This window comes from Dictyobacter alpinus (assembly GCF_003967575.1).
Classification (GTDB): Bacteria; Chloroflexota; Ktedonobacteria; order Ktedonobacterales; family Ktedonobacteraceae; genus Dictyobacter; species Dictyobacter alpinus.
This window is the reverse complement of sequence record NZ_BIFT01000002.1, coordinates 1,796,375-1,812,689: the sequence shown is the minus strand read 5'-3', so window position 1 is coordinate 1,812,689 and position 16,315 is coordinate 1,796,375. Positions and strand designations below refer to the sequence as shown.

General features: G+C 47.0%; 16 protein-coding genes. 10 read left to right on the top strand and 6 right to left on the bottom strand.

The window, feature by feature from the left end; all coding sequences use genetic code 11:
- Window positions 1-12: 12 nt before the first annotated feature.
- The gene (locus EL633_RS29840) at window positions 13-897 is read left to right on the top strand and encodes an MIP/aquaporin family protein (RefSeq protein WP_126630873.1); all 885 of its coding nucleotides are present in this window, start codon (window positions 13-15) and stop codon (window positions 895-897) included.
- A 168-nt stretch (window positions 898-1,065) separates the two neighbouring features.
- Here EL633_RS29840 and EL633_RS29835 read toward each other — a convergent pair whose 3' ends face one another.
- Window positions 1,066-1,287, bottom strand: a complete 222-nt coding sequence (locus EL633_RS29835; protein ID WP_246039292.1) for an ATP synthase subunit C-like protein — start codon at window positions 1,285-1,287, stop codon at window positions 1,066-1,068.
- A 272-nt stretch (window positions 1,288-1,559) separates the two neighbouring features.
- Between EL633_RS29835 and EL633_RS29830 the strand changes: the two genes are divergently transcribed.
- Window positions 1,560-2,249, top strand: a complete 690-nt coding sequence (locus tag EL633_RS29830) for a response regulator transcription factor (protein ID WP_126630872.1) — start codon at window positions 1,560-1,562, stop codon at window positions 2,247-2,249.
- Window positions 2,250-2,276: 27 nt separating this feature from the next.
- On the opposite strand, the gene EL633_RS29825 is transcribed toward EL633_RS29830, so the two are convergent.
- On the bottom strand, window positions 2,277-2,759 hold the full coding sequence (locus EL633_RS29825; protein WP_126630871.1) for a hypothetical protein: 483 nt from the start codon (window positions 2,757-2,759) through the stop codon (window positions 2,277-2,279).
- Window positions 2,760-2,921: 162 nt separating this feature from the next.
- Between EL633_RS29825 and EL633_RS29820 the strand changes: the two genes are divergently transcribed.
- The gene (locus EL633_RS29820; protein ID WP_126630870.1) at window positions 2,922-3,173 is read left to right on the top strand and encodes a hypothetical protein; all 252 of its coding nucleotides are present in this window, start codon (window positions 2,922-2,924) and stop codon (window positions 3,171-3,173) included.
- Between the two features lie 607 nt (window positions 3,174-3,780).
- Window positions 3,781-4,770: an NAD-dependent epimerase/dehydratase family protein gene (locus tag EL633_RS29815; protein ID WP_126630869.1), complete on the top strand. Its 990-nt coding sequence runs from the start codon at window positions 3,781-3,783 to the stop codon at window positions 4,768-4,770.
- 96 nt (window positions 4,771-4,866) lie between these two features.
- Here EL633_RS29815 and EL633_RS29810 read toward each other — a convergent pair whose 3' ends face one another.
- Complete coding sequence (locus tag EL633_RS29810) at window positions 4,867-5,931, bottom strand: lactonase family protein (protein ID WP_126630868.1); 1,065 nt, start codon at window positions 5,929-5,931, stop codon at window positions 4,867-4,869.
- Between the two features lie 279 nt (window positions 5,932-6,210).
- Between EL633_RS29810 and EL633_RS29805 the strand changes: the two genes are divergently transcribed.
- The 4 genes from EL633_RS29805 (at window position 6,211) to EL633_RS29790 (ending at window position 10,773) form a co-directional block, all read left to right on the top strand.
- Entirely contained in the window at window positions 6,211-7,482 is a 1,272-nt protein-coding gene (locus EL633_RS29805) for an ArgE/DapE family deacylase (RefSeq protein WP_126630867.1), read from the top strand.
- 377 nt (window positions 7,483-7,859) lie between these two features.
- The gene (locus EL633_RS29800) at window positions 7,860-8,162 is read left to right on the top strand and encodes a hypothetical protein (protein WP_126630866.1); all 303 of its coding nucleotides are present in this window, start codon (window positions 7,860-7,862) and stop codon (window positions 8,160-8,162) included.
- A 273-nt stretch (window positions 8,163-8,435) separates the two neighbouring features.
- On the top strand, window positions 8,436-9,710 hold the full coding sequence (locus EL633_RS29795) for an acyl-CoA dehydrogenase family protein (protein WP_218027613.1): 1,275 nt from the start codon (window positions 8,436-8,438) through the stop codon (window positions 9,708-9,710).
- A 1-nt stretch (window position 9,711) separates the two neighbouring features.
- Window positions 9,712-10,773 carry a phosphotransferase family protein gene (locus EL633_RS29790; RefSeq protein WP_126630865.1) on the top strand — a complete coding sequence of 354 codons (1,062 nt, stop codon included), beginning with the start codon at window positions 9,712-9,714 and terminating at the stop codon, window positions 10,771-10,773.
- A gap of 527 nt (window positions 10,774-11,300) precedes the next feature.
- Here EL633_RS29790 and EL633_RS29785 read toward each other — a convergent pair.
- On the bottom strand, window positions 11,301-12,272 hold the full coding sequence (locus EL633_RS29785) for an aldo/keto reductase (protein WP_126630864.1): 972 nt from the start codon (window positions 12,270-12,272) through the stop codon (window positions 11,301-11,303).
- 172 nt (window positions 12,273-12,444) lie between these two features.
- Between EL633_RS29785 and EL633_RS29780 the strand changes: the two genes are divergently transcribed.
- Window positions 12,445-13,356, top strand: a complete 912-nt coding sequence (locus tag EL633_RS29780) for an LLM class flavin-dependent oxidoreductase (RefSeq protein ID WP_161982545.1) — start codon at window positions 12,445-12,447, stop codon at window positions 13,354-13,356.
- A gap of 16 nt (window positions 13,357-13,372) precedes the next feature.
- Here EL633_RS29780 and EL633_RS29775 read toward each other — a convergent pair whose 3' ends face one another.
- Together EL633_RS29775 and EL633_RS29770 are read right to left on the bottom strand one after the other, a co-directional pair.
- Entirely contained in the window at window positions 13,373-13,957 is a 585-nt protein-coding gene (locus tag EL633_RS29775; RefSeq protein WP_126630862.1) for a Chromate resistance protein ChrB, read from the bottom strand.
- Window positions 13,958-13,970: 13 nt separating this feature from the next.
- Window positions 13,971-15,353, bottom strand: a complete 1,383-nt coding sequence (locus tag EL633_RS29770; RefSeq protein ID WP_126630861.1) for an amidohydrolase — start codon at window positions 15,351-15,353, stop codon at window positions 13,971-13,973.
- Between the two features lie 424 nt (window positions 15,354-15,777).
- Here EL633_RS29770 and uraD point away from each other — a divergent pair, with 424 nt between their 5' ends.
- The gene (uraD, locus tag EL633_RS29765; protein WP_126630860.1) at window positions 15,778-16,311 is read left to right on the top strand and encodes a 2-oxo-4-hydroxy-4-carboxy-5-ureidoimidazoline decarboxylase; all 534 of its coding nucleotides are present in this window, start codon (window positions 15,778-15,780) and stop codon (window positions 16,309-16,311) included.
- Window positions 16,312-16,315: the final 4 nt, after the last annotated feature.

Here is a 16,315-nt window from a genome sequence, read left to right as displayed (position 1 = left end):
AGGGATTATTTAATGGATGATCGCGTACATGATGAGTATATTGATAATGAGTTGAGTCCTGTTGAAGATGCAGCGCTCACGAAAAGCCTACCAACAACAAAGCGGCGTATTGTCGTCGAACGCAAGGACATGAGTGCTGTCGTTGCTGAATGCATTGGATGTTTCTTATTTATTTTTATTGGTGCCGGTTCAATTCTAGCCAACACCTGGACACAAGGGGTGGTGGGATTGGTTGGCATTGCGGCGGCCCACGGTCTGGCCCTTGGTATCTTGATCACAATTTTTGGCGTTACCTCTGGTGGACATTTTAATCCCGCGGTCACCATCGCTTTTCTGATTGCCAGGCGCATCAAGCCTGTTCTGGCCCTCTGTTATATTGCCGCGCAACTTGCAGGCGCTATTCTTGGAGCTTTCTTGCTACGTATTGTGTTCCCTACCAATGTCTGGAAATCATCTCTGTTAGGAACACCCGGACTCTCTACTGGGATATCCGTGGGCGCCGGTATTTCAGTAGAAGCGCTCTTAACCTTCTTCTTGATGCTCACAATTTATGGCACTGCCGTGGATATCCGTGTACCTAAAATTGGTGGCATGGCTATTGGACTGACCGTGATGGTCAATATTCTTGGTGGCGGAGTGTTAACTGGCGGTGCCATGAATCCTGCTCGCGCCTTTGGTCCAGCCCTGGCCAGCGGCATCTGGGCCAACCAGTTTGTCTACTGGATCGGCCCAATCGTTGGTGCTGTCCTAGCTGCCTGCTTCTACGAATATCTGATTTTGCCCCGCTCTGAAGAAGAAGCTGACTTTCTTGAGCCACAAGATGGTTATGAGGAGAGTGTCGTTCCCCAACAAGTCAAAGAGCGTAACTTTATTGCTAACCATCCATCGAAGTTGTAAATAGCGTTATGGATCGGTTCCTTGCAACCTGTTATAGATACATATGTCCATTTGCATGAGAAAGAAAGCAGAATTGGTTATAACTGATTCTGCTTTTTAGCTCATGCAAATTGTTTTCTGAAAAAACTAGTATATTTTTTCATGAGATACAAGTATACGTGCGTGGAATTACTTGAACAGTAGTAGTATCGCGATTACCAGAGAATAGACCGCGATTGTTTCAGCAAAGACCAGGCCGAGTAAGAAGTTGAGACGAATGGCGGGAGCGGCTTCTGGATTGCGTCCGAGGGCCTCATAGGCTTTTCCATTAGCGAGCCCCATCGCCAGACCGGCTCCAATCCCGCCTAGTCCAATTGCCAGTCCAACTGCAAGCATTTGAAAATTCAACATAGTGGCTTCCTCCATCTTTCTTACGAGTCTTTTCCTCGTTTTTTCTGTTTCTTATTTCTTCTATCTATAGTTTACTGGTGCATGGCAGAAAATCCCATCATCCATCTGGCTGGTTTGGCATCCTCTAAACGGACGATGCTTGTTCTCATACTTTGTATGATCTTTCCTGCTCTGTGGTTACCATCCCGCTGTTTGATGGTTTTACCTCAATGATTTTTGTTATAATAGCAGTAGAATAATAGAAGAAAAAAAAGATTGTTAGAGGAAGAGCGATGGAACACCTGAAGCAAAAAAAGATCCACCTGCTCATTGCCAACACTTCCCATGTTGTTCATGCTGGTTTAAGAAGTATGTTGGCTGGCAACCCTGAGATTGAGCTGATTGGAAGTGCGCATAGTATCCCTGAAACATTGCGTCTGGTAGGTGAATGCCAGCCGGATGTATTGTTAATTGATCCACATATGCCACATCAAGATGGAGTACGAGCACTTGAAATGATTCGCGGCGAGTGGCCACAGGTTGCGATCCTGGTTTTTACTGCCCACGAGCCCGAGGAGCACCTGAAGCGTATCTTACACGCAGGTGTGCTGGCTTATCTAACTCTGCAGACCGAACGGGCCGTACTCATTCATGCTATCCATGCCGCAGCCCATGGGTATACACTGCTCTCACACAGCAACGTTGTACATTTATTGACACTTAGCTGTCTGCCACCGCAAGGTACTACTCCCGTTCAGTTGCAAGAGGCTGCTATCCTGACCGAACGTGAACGAGAAGTATTAGATTGTGTTGCTCATGGTGAGCGCAATAAAGAGATCGCCGTCCATTTAGGTATTAGCGAACCAACGGTGAAATCCCATTTAGCTAGTATTTACTACAAGCTTGGCGTTGACTCACGTGCCTCAGCCGTTGCGGTTGCCCTTGAAAAAGGCATACTCTCTCTTCAGAAAAATGCCTTATAGACGTGTATTCTGAAGAGAGGAGGGATCCTATTTTTCTGCTGTCCCTTGTTTACTAGCTGGCGCTGTTTGGAGCAGAAGCGCTTCCAGTTCGGCGGCTTTGTCCTGGCTCCATGGACCCTCACCGCGCCAGAGGATTTCGCCAGCTGCTGTCACCACAAACAGATAGATACGCTCTTCATCTGGAAGATTGAGTGCCTGCTTAAAGGCTTGTTTATCTAGATAGAGCGTAATTGTCGTGGCTCGTGCCGCCCTATCAGGTATCCCGGAGCGCATGCCGTTGTCGATCCACCAGCGGAAAAGTGGATTAAGATTGGTAATAGTAGGTAATTCATAGTAAGCAAGATCTGAATACTTTTGTGCCAGGTGCTTAACAGGTGGCATCCAGGTATCCACATCATCCTGTTGCCGTTCTTTAAATGCGACGATCAACAGATTCCGCTCTTTCTCTAAATCAGCTGGAATAGTAAATTTACGACCCGCTAGATTACTGCCACTTACTGCTGGAAACATGAGGTAACTCCTTTTTTTAATGCTTGTCATTACTGATGAGATGATATCAGTGATCTTTTCGGGGCAAACTCTGATCGTGACTTGTCCCAATGAAACTTTTGTTGTATAAGAGGTAGAGTGATTTTATTTTGTTTATCAAATCCTTTGAAAGAGATATGCATCGTGCAAGATCAGACAAATAGCCAACCAATCGCAAAAGATCAAGTAGAGGAAGAAGAGGAAGTTGCTGAAGTTCTTCCACCTCGTAAATTAAAACCTCTGACCATGGTACTCTGGATAATCCTACTGTTGGTCGTGATCGGCTTTGCCATTTTTGGTGTAACGACCCTGCAGCATCATGCACCAACACCACCGAACAGCACCGGTGCCATCTATCATACTACGGTCCTGGCTGTAACTATCCTGGTAAATTAACATCCTGCTTTTTGTTAATTCCATCTAAACGTTGTATGTGGGAAGATGCGAGATGATTACCTCGCATCTTCCCACATACAACGTGGGTAATGTTGACGCAACAATAGCGCGTATGTGCCATTGCTGCACCAACCAATAAAATATAAATGGGGCGCCTGTGCTTCCCAGGCAGGAAGCAAAAAGTGAGTCCGACGGACATATATCGGACTCACTTTTTGAGTTCCCTTTTTGGCTTGCTATGCCTGGTATTTTACTGAAATAAGTAAAATCCAGATTTCTATAGCCTATATTAGCTACGATATTGTTAGATGATAATAATATTCGTCTATCAAGCGACTACCTTTAAGTGAGTATAGTCGTGTTATAAGCAAGCGAAGGCTATGTAGCCATGCGTTGTACGAGGAAGTTTGTGAAAGGGTAAGGAAGGCAGTGGTGGTCATGATAATGGTTGGCAACAAGAAGCAGGTTCGTGTTTGGTCTTACGCCTGTAGTAATAATATATATTCAATGCATTAAAACGAGTTTTGTCTGTTTGCCTGTCTGTTAGAGGGAAGACTATCGAAGTAGATGGTTTTATTTCCGTGTATGAGATAAATAAGGTGTAAAGATGAAGATACTCGTTACTGGTGGTACTGGTTTTCTGGGCCGTCGTCTGGTTTCGGCATTGCTGGATCGTGGGCATCAGGTATATCTGATGGGTCGTAATTTTTCCTATGTTCAACAGTTACTGGCGGATGGCGCCATCCCTGTGGCTTGTGATCTGCGTGATCATACAGCGGTTTATGCAGCTTGTGAGGGGATACATACGGTTTATCACGTTGCCGCGCTGGTTACCCCATGGGGAAAACGAAACGATTTTTTTGAGATCAATGTACAAGGAACTGAAGCTGTACTGGAGGGATGTCGGATGCATGGAGTCAAGCGCTGCATCCACGTATCATCCTCATGCGTTACTTTTACTGGTCGCGATCAGCTAAATATCTCCGAGTCTGCCGCATATCCGCGCCATTTTTCCTCTCCGTATCCGCTTTCCAAGCGCTATGCGGAAGAACTGGTCAAGGCAGCTATGACAGATCTGCAAACGGTGATTATTCGTCCGCATGCTATCTTTGGTCCAGATGATCGCTGGCTCCCCCGTATGCTTGAGATGGCTCGTCAGCAGCGTTTCTATCAGATTGGGAATGGGCGTAATCGTGTGGATATGACCTATGTGGATAATGTGGTACACGCATTGCTGTTATCTCTCTATGCGCCAAAAGCTGTTGGTAAAACATATATTATTACTAATGATGAGCATATTGTATTATGGAATGCCTTTCGTAATATTCTTCAGCAACTTAAATTGCCAACTCAGTTGCGCACTCTACCATTACCAATTGCTCTGACATTGGCTTCAGCTATGGAGAAGCAAGCTGAATTGACTGGTGCAACCCCGTTGTTAACGCGTTATATTGCCAGTATGTTGGCTTGCAACCAGACATACAATATTAGCGCGGCCCGCAGGGACCTGGCTTATGAACCAGTTGTCTCAGTTTCTGAGGGTATTGAACATACACTAGACGCTTTGAAGATGCAGCGACGCTGGAGTATTTCTTAATAAAATTGCCAGGGTCGAAGAGACATGATGTCTACATACATATTTGCTCTTTGTGGTATATATGCAGACATTACGTCTCTTCATTGCAACATTTCTTTAATTCATGATTTGAATGCAAACAGGATGTGCGATATCGACAATTTCTTTGGTTGTACTTACTTTTCCTGTCTGCCCATCCAGTTTATATGTTACGACGTTATTGCCGTCCTGATTAGCGACCAGCAGAAAATCTCCTTCAGGTGTTAAGGCAAAATTTCGTGGTGTTTCTCCAAATGAGGAGATATGCCCGATCAAGGTTAGTAAACCGCTGGTAGCATCAAGAGCAAAGGTCACGATACTATCATGACCGCGATTCGATCCATAGAGGAATTTTCCCGATGGGTGGATTTTAATCTCGGCGGCTGTGCTCTCACCTTGATAGCCTTCTGGTAATGTGCTGATAGTTTGAATAGCATAGAGAGATTGTGTTGCCGGCTCATACATAAATGCAGTAATAGTTGAGCTCAGTTCGTTGATGACATAGGCATAATTACGTGTGGGATGGAAAGTAAAATGTCTGGGACCAGATCCTGCTTTGACGGTTGTTTCTCCTTGCAGTACCAGTTTCTGCGCCTCTTCATCGATTTTATAGCAAAAAATTTTATCCTGACCCAGATCTGGCACAAAGATATGCGTCCCATCTGGCGTCAGATTGGCTGAATGTGGATGGGCCGCCTCCTGCCTATCTGGATTAATGCTCTGGCCATGGTGCTGAATAGTATCAGCGAGCTTTCCAATGCGACCATCTTTGTCCAGTGGATACAGACAGATACTGCCGCCTGAATAGTTGACTACCACCAGGTGATTATGTGTGCCATCAAAGATAAGATGGCAGGGAGCGGCCCCGCCTGTGGATTGCTGATTGAGCAAGGTCAGTTCTTTGGACTGTGGATCAACGGCGAACGCGGCCACTGCCCCAGGCTCACTTGTGGTTTCGCTGACTGCATACACATATGACTGGTCCGGCGTCATGGTCAAAAAGGAAGGATTTTCAATCCCAGCGACACTACTGACAGGACTAAGTTTTCCTGTAGCTCGATCAAGCGTGTATACATAAATACCTTGATCGTCTTTCTCTGCATAAGAACCGATATACACATAAATGGTATTAGCCGTACTCATCGTAAACTCTTTCCTCTCTGGTACAAATACACCTACAAAAAAGCATCTACTATAGATGTTCTATCAATGAGGAGTTGGTCGCGTGTCTATGCCTGACATATAATCACTCGACCATCCATGTTTATAGTACCATTATGGCATTAAATACAGAGAATCGCGCTATACGATCTTATCTTGACGCTTGAAAAAAGGAATGTTACTCTCTCATTAAACTAATAGATGTATTGGCATGTTGATAGCGGGTTGCTCTTGTATTTCTTGTAGAAAAAGGTACTGCAGATGGCATTAACAGCAATTGAGCAAAATGTTCTGGCCTCATTGGATGAGCAAGGCTTGATCCAGACATTACGTGATTTTCTACGCATTCCTAGCAAAACGGGTCAGGAGGCTGTGGCACAGCGTTGGCTGGCGCAGCGCATGCAGGATCTGCACCTTGAGGTTGATCTGTGGAGCATTGATGTGCCAGCTCTGCAGCAACATCCTGATTTTCCTGGTATGGAAGTTGATCGTAGCCAGCATGAAGCTTTGGGCCTGGTTAGTTCCTGGCAGGGTAGTGGAGGAGCTGGTAAGCGCCTGATTTTCAATGGACACCTGGACGTTGTTCCTGAGGGCGATCTTACCCAATGGTCGCACGATCCCTGGGGTGCTGAATTGGATGATCAGTTTATTTATGGCCGTGGCGCCTGTGATATGAAAGGCGGCCTGATTGCTGCCTTATATGCCATTAAAGCCATCAAAGATTCTGGTGTCTTGCTACCGGGCTCTCTGGCATTACAGAGCGTGATTGGTGAGGAAGATGGTGGGCTTGGCACATTTGCGACTCTGCTGCGCGGACATACTGGTGATGCCGCGATTGTTTGTGAGCCGACTAATCTCAAACTGGTCCCTGCCCATGCTGGAGCCCTGACCTTTCTGGTACATATTTCTGGTAAATCTGCCCATGCCTGTGTACGCCTCGAAGGCGTCAGTGTATTAGAAAAATATCTGGAGATACACCGCGCCCTGATCCAGTTGGAGAAAGAGCGCAACAGTAACGTCACACATCCGCTACTTGGTAAGCTGGACCTTCCTTATCCGCTGAACATTGGCCGTGTACAGGCCGGAAACTGGTCCTCCTCGGTGCCCGATGAGCTATTTTTTGAGGGGCGCATTGGCGTTGCAATGGGAGAGAATTGCCAGGCTGTACGCGAACAGTTTGAGCAGACCCTTAATCGCCTATGTCAGGCCGACGACTGGCTCAAAGACCATCCCCTGGAGATCGTCTGGACCGGTGGACAATTCGAAAGTGGTGAAATTCCATTGGATCATCCTCTGGTCCAGTGTAGCGGTGTATGCCTCCAGGATTTAACGGGTCAATCGCCCGCAATTGAAGGCCTGACCGCAGGAACCGACCTACGCCAGCTCGTCAACTTCGGCAAGATTCCCGCCCTCCTCCTTGGTCCCGGAGATGTCCGCGTCGCCCATATGCCCAACGAGCGCGTCCGCACCACCGACATCCTACAAGCCGCCCGCGCCTACATCCTGATCGCCCTCCGCTACCTGCAGCAATAAAATCCCCCATTTGCAGGAGTGGTAGTAGCGAAGAGCAAGCATGCCCGGTCAACCTTCCTCCCATTTGTAGGAGTTGTGCTGGTGAAGAGCAAGCATGCTTAGCTAAACCTCCTCTCATTTGTAGGAATTGTGGTAGTGAAGAACAGGCATGCTCAGCCAAAATCCCTCCCATTTGTAGGAGTTGTGGTAGTGAAGAACAGGCATGCTCAGCCAAAATCCCTCCCAGCACAACTCCTACAAAACAAGCGAACGCCGTAGGCGCGAGGCCCCATTACTTTTAGCTTAAAACTAGCATCTTTGTTCTAAAGATGTTAAAATTTCACCAACCAATGAAATAGACAAAAATAGTACAGGAAGAAGATCGGGGGAGGAATAACATGCTATTTCATGAACCAGAAGAAAACAAACCTTTAACCACTTCACAAAATACACTCCTGCAAGAACTTGATCAGGAAGCACAATTCTTCAAACAGCAACGCCAGCACCTGGAAAAACAACGCGCACTCTTAGACCTTGAACACCACGAAATAAAACAGCGACTCTCTGAACTAGAGATCTCTTATGCCCTGGTTGATGCCCTCTGGAAACAACTTGATATACGCGAAACCATTCTCGCATCCGAATATGAGATCGTCCGTGCAACAGGAAAAAGATCTGGTCAACATATCCGACACCAGTAAACTACCTGCTACTGACTCTCTACCCATCTTCTAAAAGTCATACTATAAGATGCTTGCTATGTCAGTTCAGCGGATATCAGCGCAATTTGCCTTTTATTATCTGTACCTGTTATCATACAAATATTCTATTGCTGGTCCAGTAACCTGTACCTTTATAGATATCGTATAGCTATGCCCTTTTTATCTGAAATGCTTGTGTCAGGCAGAACTATTTCGATAATAAGTGCAAGTAGTTGAGGCGATGTATCTCTCTATTTATAAAGGAGTAAAGAAGTGTTTGACTTTAGTCTTTCTCCAGCGCTCATGGATCTGAAAAAGCGTACCGCTGCGTTTGTGCGTGAGCATGTTATTCCTGAGGAACGTTATCTGGATGAACATACCGGTTTTCCCCAGGAGAAATTGAAGGAGCTACGGCGTAAGGCGCGGGCCGCCGGATTATTTGCGCCTCATGTTGAGGAGGAGTGGGGGGGAATGGGCCTGAGTATGCGTGAGATGAGTGTGGTCTTTGAGGAGGCCGGCCATAGCCTTCTAGGACCTTTGGCCCTTAACTGTTCTGCTCCTGATGAAGGTAATATGCACTTGTTAGAGATGGTTGCGACCCCGGAGCAGAAAGAGCGCTATTTGCGTCCGCTGGTAAATGGTGAGATTCGTTCCTGCTTTGCGATGACCGAACCACCTCCCGGTGCTGGCACGGATCCTTCTCTTCTGCATACTACTGCGGTTCGTCGGGGCTCTGAGTGGGTGATCAATGGCGATAAATGGTATATCACGGGTGCTGAAGGGGCGGCCTTCGCGATTTGTATGGCCAGGACAGAGGATGGTCAGGGGCAGGATAGCCGCCAGCCACGGGCCAGTATGTTTTTAATCGATATGGATAATCCTGGTTTTCAAATCATACGTGAGATTCCATCTCTGGATGCTAATTTTGTTGGCGGTCATTGTGAGATTGCTTTGCGTGATTGTGTGGTGCCAGAAGAGGCGGTGCTGGGAGCCGTTGGTGAAGGTTTTAAGTATGCCCAGGTACGTCTGGCTCCGGCCCGCTTGACCCATTGTATGCGCTGGTTGGGCGTTGCGCAACGCTCTCTGGATATTGCGGCACAATATGCCAATACACGTGAAAGTTTTGGCCAACAACTAGGCAAGCATCAAATGGTAGCCGAGATGATTGCGGATTCCGCAACCGAGATCCATGCAAGCCGTTTGATGATCTGGCATGCGGCCTGGGTGCTTGATACTGGTGGTAATGGTAAATATGAGACCTCCATGACGAAGACGTATGTGGCTGAAGTCGTGAATCGTGTCGTGGATCGGTCTTTACAAATCTGTGGTTCGCATGGTGTCTCGATGGATCTGCCACTGGCCTTATTTTATCGGAGCGCGCGACCCTTCCGCATTTATGATGGACCCTCTGAGATCCACCGCACGGTTATCGCTCGCCAGGTATTGAAAGCTGCCGCTCAGGCGGCGCAGGTTGAAGGTTTTATTCCAGAAGGCGCGGCCGTGTCCCCTAAAACAAGTGAGCCTGAGCATCACGGGGAGGGACAGTAGGATGAGCAATGATATGGAACGTCGATTAGTGGATAGCGTTGCTCTACAAGCATATCTGGCCCAGCACCTCCCTCTGGTTGACGCAGATACAGCCTTGCAGATTGAGCGCATTCGGGGTGGGCACTCCAATGAGACCTTCTTTGTCAGCTCTGGTAGCCAGCAGTTTGTCCTGCGGCGTCCACCATATGGTCCTCTATTACCGACCGCTCATGATGTGGGACGTGAATATCGTGTCCTGCAATCCCTGGCCGATACTCCTGTCCCTGTCCCTCGCCCTTTGTTGTACTGTGAGGACATCAAGGTCATTGGTGCTCCCTTTTATCTGATGGAGCGTATTCCGGGTATTGCTATTCGAGATACACTGCCGCCTGCTTTTGAACAGGATATTCAATCTCGTGCCGGTATAGGCGAAGCTTTAATCGATGCTCTCGTAGAATTGCATAAGGTTGATTGGCAGCAGGTTGGTTTAGCCGGCTTTGGCAAGCCCCAGGGATATCTGGCGCGCCAGTTGCGGCGTTGGACAGGACAATTGGATGCCTCGCGTAGCCGGGCGATCCCTGATTTAGATGCGGTGACCGTTTGGTTGCAGGAACATCTCCCTGAAAGTCATGAGGCGACTATTGTGCATGGTGATTACCGCCTGGACAATGCTCTGATGGCCCCAGAGCCACCCGCACGGGTCCTGGCTATCGTCGATTGGGAGATGTCTACCCTGGGTGACCCTCTGGCTGACCTTGGCTATCTGCTCTCTTTCTGGCGTGAAGCTAATGATCCTCCATTTTCACTGGACGCATCCTGGCAAATCACTGGCCTACCAGGCTTCTCTAACCGGGCGGACCTTGTCCAGCGCTACAGAGAGCGCACAGACCGCAAAGTTGAGCACCTGGACTTCTATATCGCGCTCGCTATCTGGAAGCTAGCTATTTTACTCGAAGGTAGCTATAAACGTTATCTCGCCGGAACTACCGATGATCCCTTCTTTCCAGTGCTGGAACAGGGGGTGCCTGCACTGGCTAAAAGAGCCCTATCGGTCTGCCATGGTGAAATGAAGTTTTTGCCTTAAATAATGATGAGAGATGCAGGGAAGTTTGCATCTCTCGTTTGGATTCATTAAAAGCTTACACTTAAATAAAAAATTTTGATGCACAACATTTGATAATTAAAGTATGCTGCCGTTCATATAGATAAGATAGTAAATAAAGCAGCATGCAATTTATAGAATGGAGTGTATTACTGTTATGCAAATTATGGCTTTTTTTTCTCAACTTGTGATGCTGGCTGTTGCTCTCATTGGTATAGTTCTGCTCTTTGTATTAATGTATACAGCGATTCTGGCTTTGCGCAAATATTTACGCTCATGATTATGTTGAGGGCGAGAATTTATTCAATGGAGTAAACATTCACATGCAGGATATTCTCATAGCTGTTGGGCCTTTACTAATGCTGGCTGTTTATATTGCTGGTATATTTTTGCTCTATGCATTAATGTATACAGCGATCCTGGCGCTGCGCAAGTACATTAATTCCTGAGATTTTTACTATATGTGTGTTCCAGTAAGAAAGGAGCCTTTCTTACTGGAACACACATAATTAAGCATAAAAATTGCGGACCCAGCGATGATTTTTAAGCTTCTTTACCTGGTCGGCAGGTAGCCCCTTTCCATCTCCGATGGCGGTGTTGCGTTCGACGTTGCGCACTGAACGCATACCCGGAATGATGGTTGAGACGGCTGGATTACTCAATATATAGCGTAAAGCAAGCTCGGGCAGTTCATCAGTAGCTATACCCAGATCGGCGGTTATGCGACGCGCTCGATTATACACATCGGATTTGCGCGTGCCATGAAAATAGTGACTGCGAAAATCCTTGGGATCAAAGGTGCTGTCAGGCGTGATTTTTCCTGTTAGACCACCCTCATCCAGGGGTACACGCACGATAACACCGATATTATGTTTTTGGCAGGCCGGCAGTAGATGATCCTCAGGACTTTGTTCAAAGACGTTATAAATGACCTGGACCGTGTCCACGAGCCCGGTCTCAATCAAGCGTAGTGCATTATCGGGTTGATGATCATTGATCGAAACACCGAAGGCGCGAATCTTACCCTGCTCTTTTAACTGTTGGATTGCTTCCTGCCAGTCGCCTTGTCCCGCCCATTCATCGCTCCAAACATGGAATTGTAGTACATCCAGTGTGTCAGTTCCCAAATTGCGCAAGCTTCTCTCAGCGCATTCGATCACATGGGCCTTAGGAAAAGCTTCCTCTGCTTTTACGCCTGGTTGCGCCGGCCACTGGCCATTTTTAGGTGGTGCCTTAGTTGCTACATAAATACGCTGACCTGCATTCTTACGTACAACCTGTCCTATCAGTTCTTCGCTATGTCCATCACCATATCCCAGGGCTGTATCGATAAAATTCAAGCCTAGATCAATGGCCTTCTGAAGGGCTTTGAGGGATTCATCGTCATTAGCTCCAATCCACCCGGTCTGACCGATGCCCCAGGCCCCATAGCCAATCTCTGACACCTGAAATCCTGTCTTCCCCAATGTTCTATAGTGCATATTTATCCCCCGGCTTTCAATTACTGATATATCATCTAAAGCTCATTCTATAAATGATTATACCCTGAAGCAAGCACAACCATATACCATAGGTGCATCTCTATTCCATCTTGTATCCGTAGCAATCTTCTATATCGTATTGATGAGTGAAGGCAGAGCGAAAGGGGATTTTATGGCGAAAGTTGAATTTGGTTGGTCTATGCCAGCGGGCAATGGTAATATAGATCGAGATGCTTATCTGAGGGCAATTGCGAAGGGGCTGGAGATTATTCCAGGTTCTTTTGACTCTGCCTGGTTGTCTGATCATTTACAGTTTGGGACAGATGATGTGTTGGAATGTTGGACCGAGTTGACCTATCTGGCGGCCAAACATCCGCAGCTCAAATTTGGACATATAGTGCTCTGCCAGCTGTTTCGTAATCCAGCTTTACTGGCAAAAATGGCGGCTACATTCCAGTATATGAGTCGGGGCCGGTTGATTCTGGGTATGGGTGCAGGCTGGAATGAGGAAGAATGTCTGGCATATAATATCTATTTTCCGCCAGCTGATGTGCGTCTTGAGGAATTGGAAGAAGCGCTGGTAATCATTAATGCACTCTGGCGGCAGGATGATGTGACCTTTATTGGCAATCATCATCAAGTGCAGCATGCTTATTGCCGACCCAGGCCAGATCCCATTCCACCACTAATGGTCGCCGGTTTTCAGCCTAAAACGCTTCAACTTACGGCCCGCTATGCTGATTGGTGGAATATTATGGGGGCCGACCTGGATCTGGCTAAAAAACATATTGCAAATTGTGAGCGAGCCTGTGCTGAGGTAGGTCGCAATCCAGCTACATTGCGGCGTACCCTGCATGCTACATGTCTATGTGCACCTAAGGAATCTATCGTTCATGAATTAACTGCGAACAGTACTATAGCCACCGAGCATGAATTTATTGGTACACCTAAACAAGTAATTGATCAGATACGTCCATTTATAGATATTGGCATTGATTACTTTATCCTTCATTGTGAAGGTTTCCCTAATTTAATTACCCTGGAAACACTTGCCAATGATGTTATTCCCTATCTCAGTCATTGAAGCAAATATGCACACTTTACGCTTCTGTGTTGGATAGGTCCGGGCTGGATGCGGATACTGTGGGATCATTATAGGTGTAGACCGTGATTGCGAATTCATATAATGCCTGGCTACACTGTGCATAAATGGTCTGGGTTGCCTCAGTATCCGCAGAAGGGAAAAAGTCGCGACTGCGAATTTTTGGGAGCCAGGCCGTTAATCTATGCAAAGCCCGCTCGTTTGCTTCCAGATCAGTAAATAGCCAGGTCTGAGCCTGGCTATCCTGCTCTATCTTATCGAGAAATCCCTGGCAATTTTGTCTGAAAATCTCATACTCCTGATGCACCTGGGCTTGAAATTGTTTGATCAACTTACGTTCTATGCTGGTATTTCCGGCCCGCGAAATGAAGAAAGAAGCACTTCCCCCATGTTGCTCAATGTCCGTAATCATCGCTACAATAAAATTTTCAAGCTCGATTGTGTATGGAAGCATCCAGAGATTATTTTGAGTTTGTAATGCACCTTTGCTTGACAGCCGGCGAGTAAGTGACATTCGTAGTTTATTGGCGGCCAGTGGTATTTGTGTAATAAAGACGAGCCACTCCTTTGGTTGCTGTTCCATGTTGACTTTCTTGTTAGCGTATAGGCCACTTTGGCTTGATATGGATACCGGCGCGACGATAGACCTGCTGTGCATGCTTGTTGGCCTGGGCAATGATTTCATCTTCCTTCATTGTCACCAGTTCCCCTTGTTGTACAACAATTTGCCCATCCACAAGCACCGTATCCACTTCACCGCCAGTGGCTGCATAAACCAGGGTCGAGACTGGATTGATTGAAGGTGTGGTATGCAGGCGCTCAAAGTCGATCAGGACAAGATCGGCTTTTTTGCCAGTTTCCAGGGAGCCAATTTCATGTTCCAGTCCTAGTGCCCGGGCACCATTAATGGTCGCCATCTCAAGTACAGTTTCTGCTGGTATCAACACAGGATTCAAGCTAACGGCCTTATGGATGATGGCGGCGAGTTTCATTTCTCTGATCATATCATAATCATTGTTGCTGGGACCACCATCACAGCCGAGCGCCACGTTAACTCCTTGTGCGAGTAGTTGGGGAACTTTACAAACTCCGGATGCAAGCTTGCTATTTGAGGATGGGTTATGAGAGACATGGGTGCCGGTCTCAACCAGCTTTGCGATATCGGTATCATTAAGCCAGACCATATGCACCATGACTGATCTAGGTCCAAGGAGCCCGACGCTATCGGCGTAGAGTACGGGTGAGAGGCCAAATTTTTCCTGCATGAATGCTTTATCCGCTTCGACCTCGGCCAGATGCATGGTGATGCCCATATTTTTCTGACGGGCCAGTTCACTCATTTCACGATAGAGTTCAGAGGTAACTCCACCAGGAGTACGGGGGCCAAACCAGACATGGATGCGGTCATTGGCTGCACCTTCCCATTTACTATGCATGTCTAAAACCCCTAGCAGACTGGTTTCGCGACTTTCAATCATGCCGGGATGCATAGAATTTTCCTGGGTAGCATAGGTTCCTATATCCATGACGATGCCCGCCAGGCAGGCTCGGATGCCGCTCTCTTGTACCGCGCGAGCAATGCCATCAAAGCCATAACGATGGGCCAGCATCGATTCTAGAAAGGTAGTCGTGCCCGATTTCAGCATTTCACCGATACACAGTCGAGCGCTGACATAACCGTCATCTTCAGTATAGTTGCCCTGCAGGACCCAGACGCGATCACATAGCCAGTGGAGCAACTCCATATCATCCGCGCAACCACGAATCATGGCCTGGGCAAGATGCACATGTGTATCAATTAATCCTGGAATAATGAGCTTATCGGTCGCATCCAGTTGCTCTTCCAGAGGATACCGTTCCACTAAAGCAGAAGTTTTATCTACCCCAATAATGCGATTGTCCTTGATGGCAATGGCGCCATCCTCGATGATCTCGCGCTGGGCGTTCATGGTCAGGATAGTGGCATGTGTGATCAGCATTCTCTACTCCTCTTAAACCGGCTCTATATCTTGGGCAATAAGAAGTAACTACCTCTATTCTAACATAAGCTGATATTGAAATACCAGGCACAAAAAATAGATATGTGTATATTATACACTTGACGGACCTGTATTGTCTGGATATACTATACACATCGGGAAATGTTCCTGATGGGCTTGGAAATTACATGTTTTTTTTGGTGACGGTCTTCATAGTTCAGATCTTTTCTTAATGCCATACACAGGGCTACCGCGACTGCCCATTTATGCTACCCACTGAATAGGAAGTGGTGCTGATAATGTGAGCATCTCGTTAAATAAGACCTTATTTAATTTCGCGCCTTTAATACTTTGTTGTTAATCGTATGACAACTGAGTTTTTACACCGTCGACGCCTTCTGTAAATCTTTTATAAAGGATATTCATGACGACGGGACATAAATTTACGCTACAGGAGATCAACGCACTGGACTGGGACAGTTTTGTTCATGCATTAGGTTCGGTGTTTGAAGGTCCTCCATGGATCGTTGCTGAGGCGTGGTCCGCGCGGCCATTCACCTCATTTGAGCAATTGCATGCTGCACTGTGTACTGTGATGCAGGCGGCTCCTGTAGACCAACAAGTTTTTCTTATCCAGTCTCATCCGGATCTGGTTGGGCGGGCTGCACTCGCTGGAACCCTCTCGTCCTCCTCAACCAATGAACAGGCCTCAGCTGGCCTGGATCGCCTTACCCCTACTGAAATTGAGCTGTTTTCACGCTTAAATCAGACCTATCGAGAGCGTTTTGGCTTTCCATTTGTGATTTGTGCACGCGAAAATAAAAAGGAAAGTATTTTAGCCGGTTTTGAGCAGCGTCTCCAAAATTCGCGTAGCCAGGAGATTGCGCTTGCTCTGGGTGAGGTGGAAAAAATTGCTGCTTTGCGACTCCATGATCTGCTGGATACTCAAACTTCCTGAACAT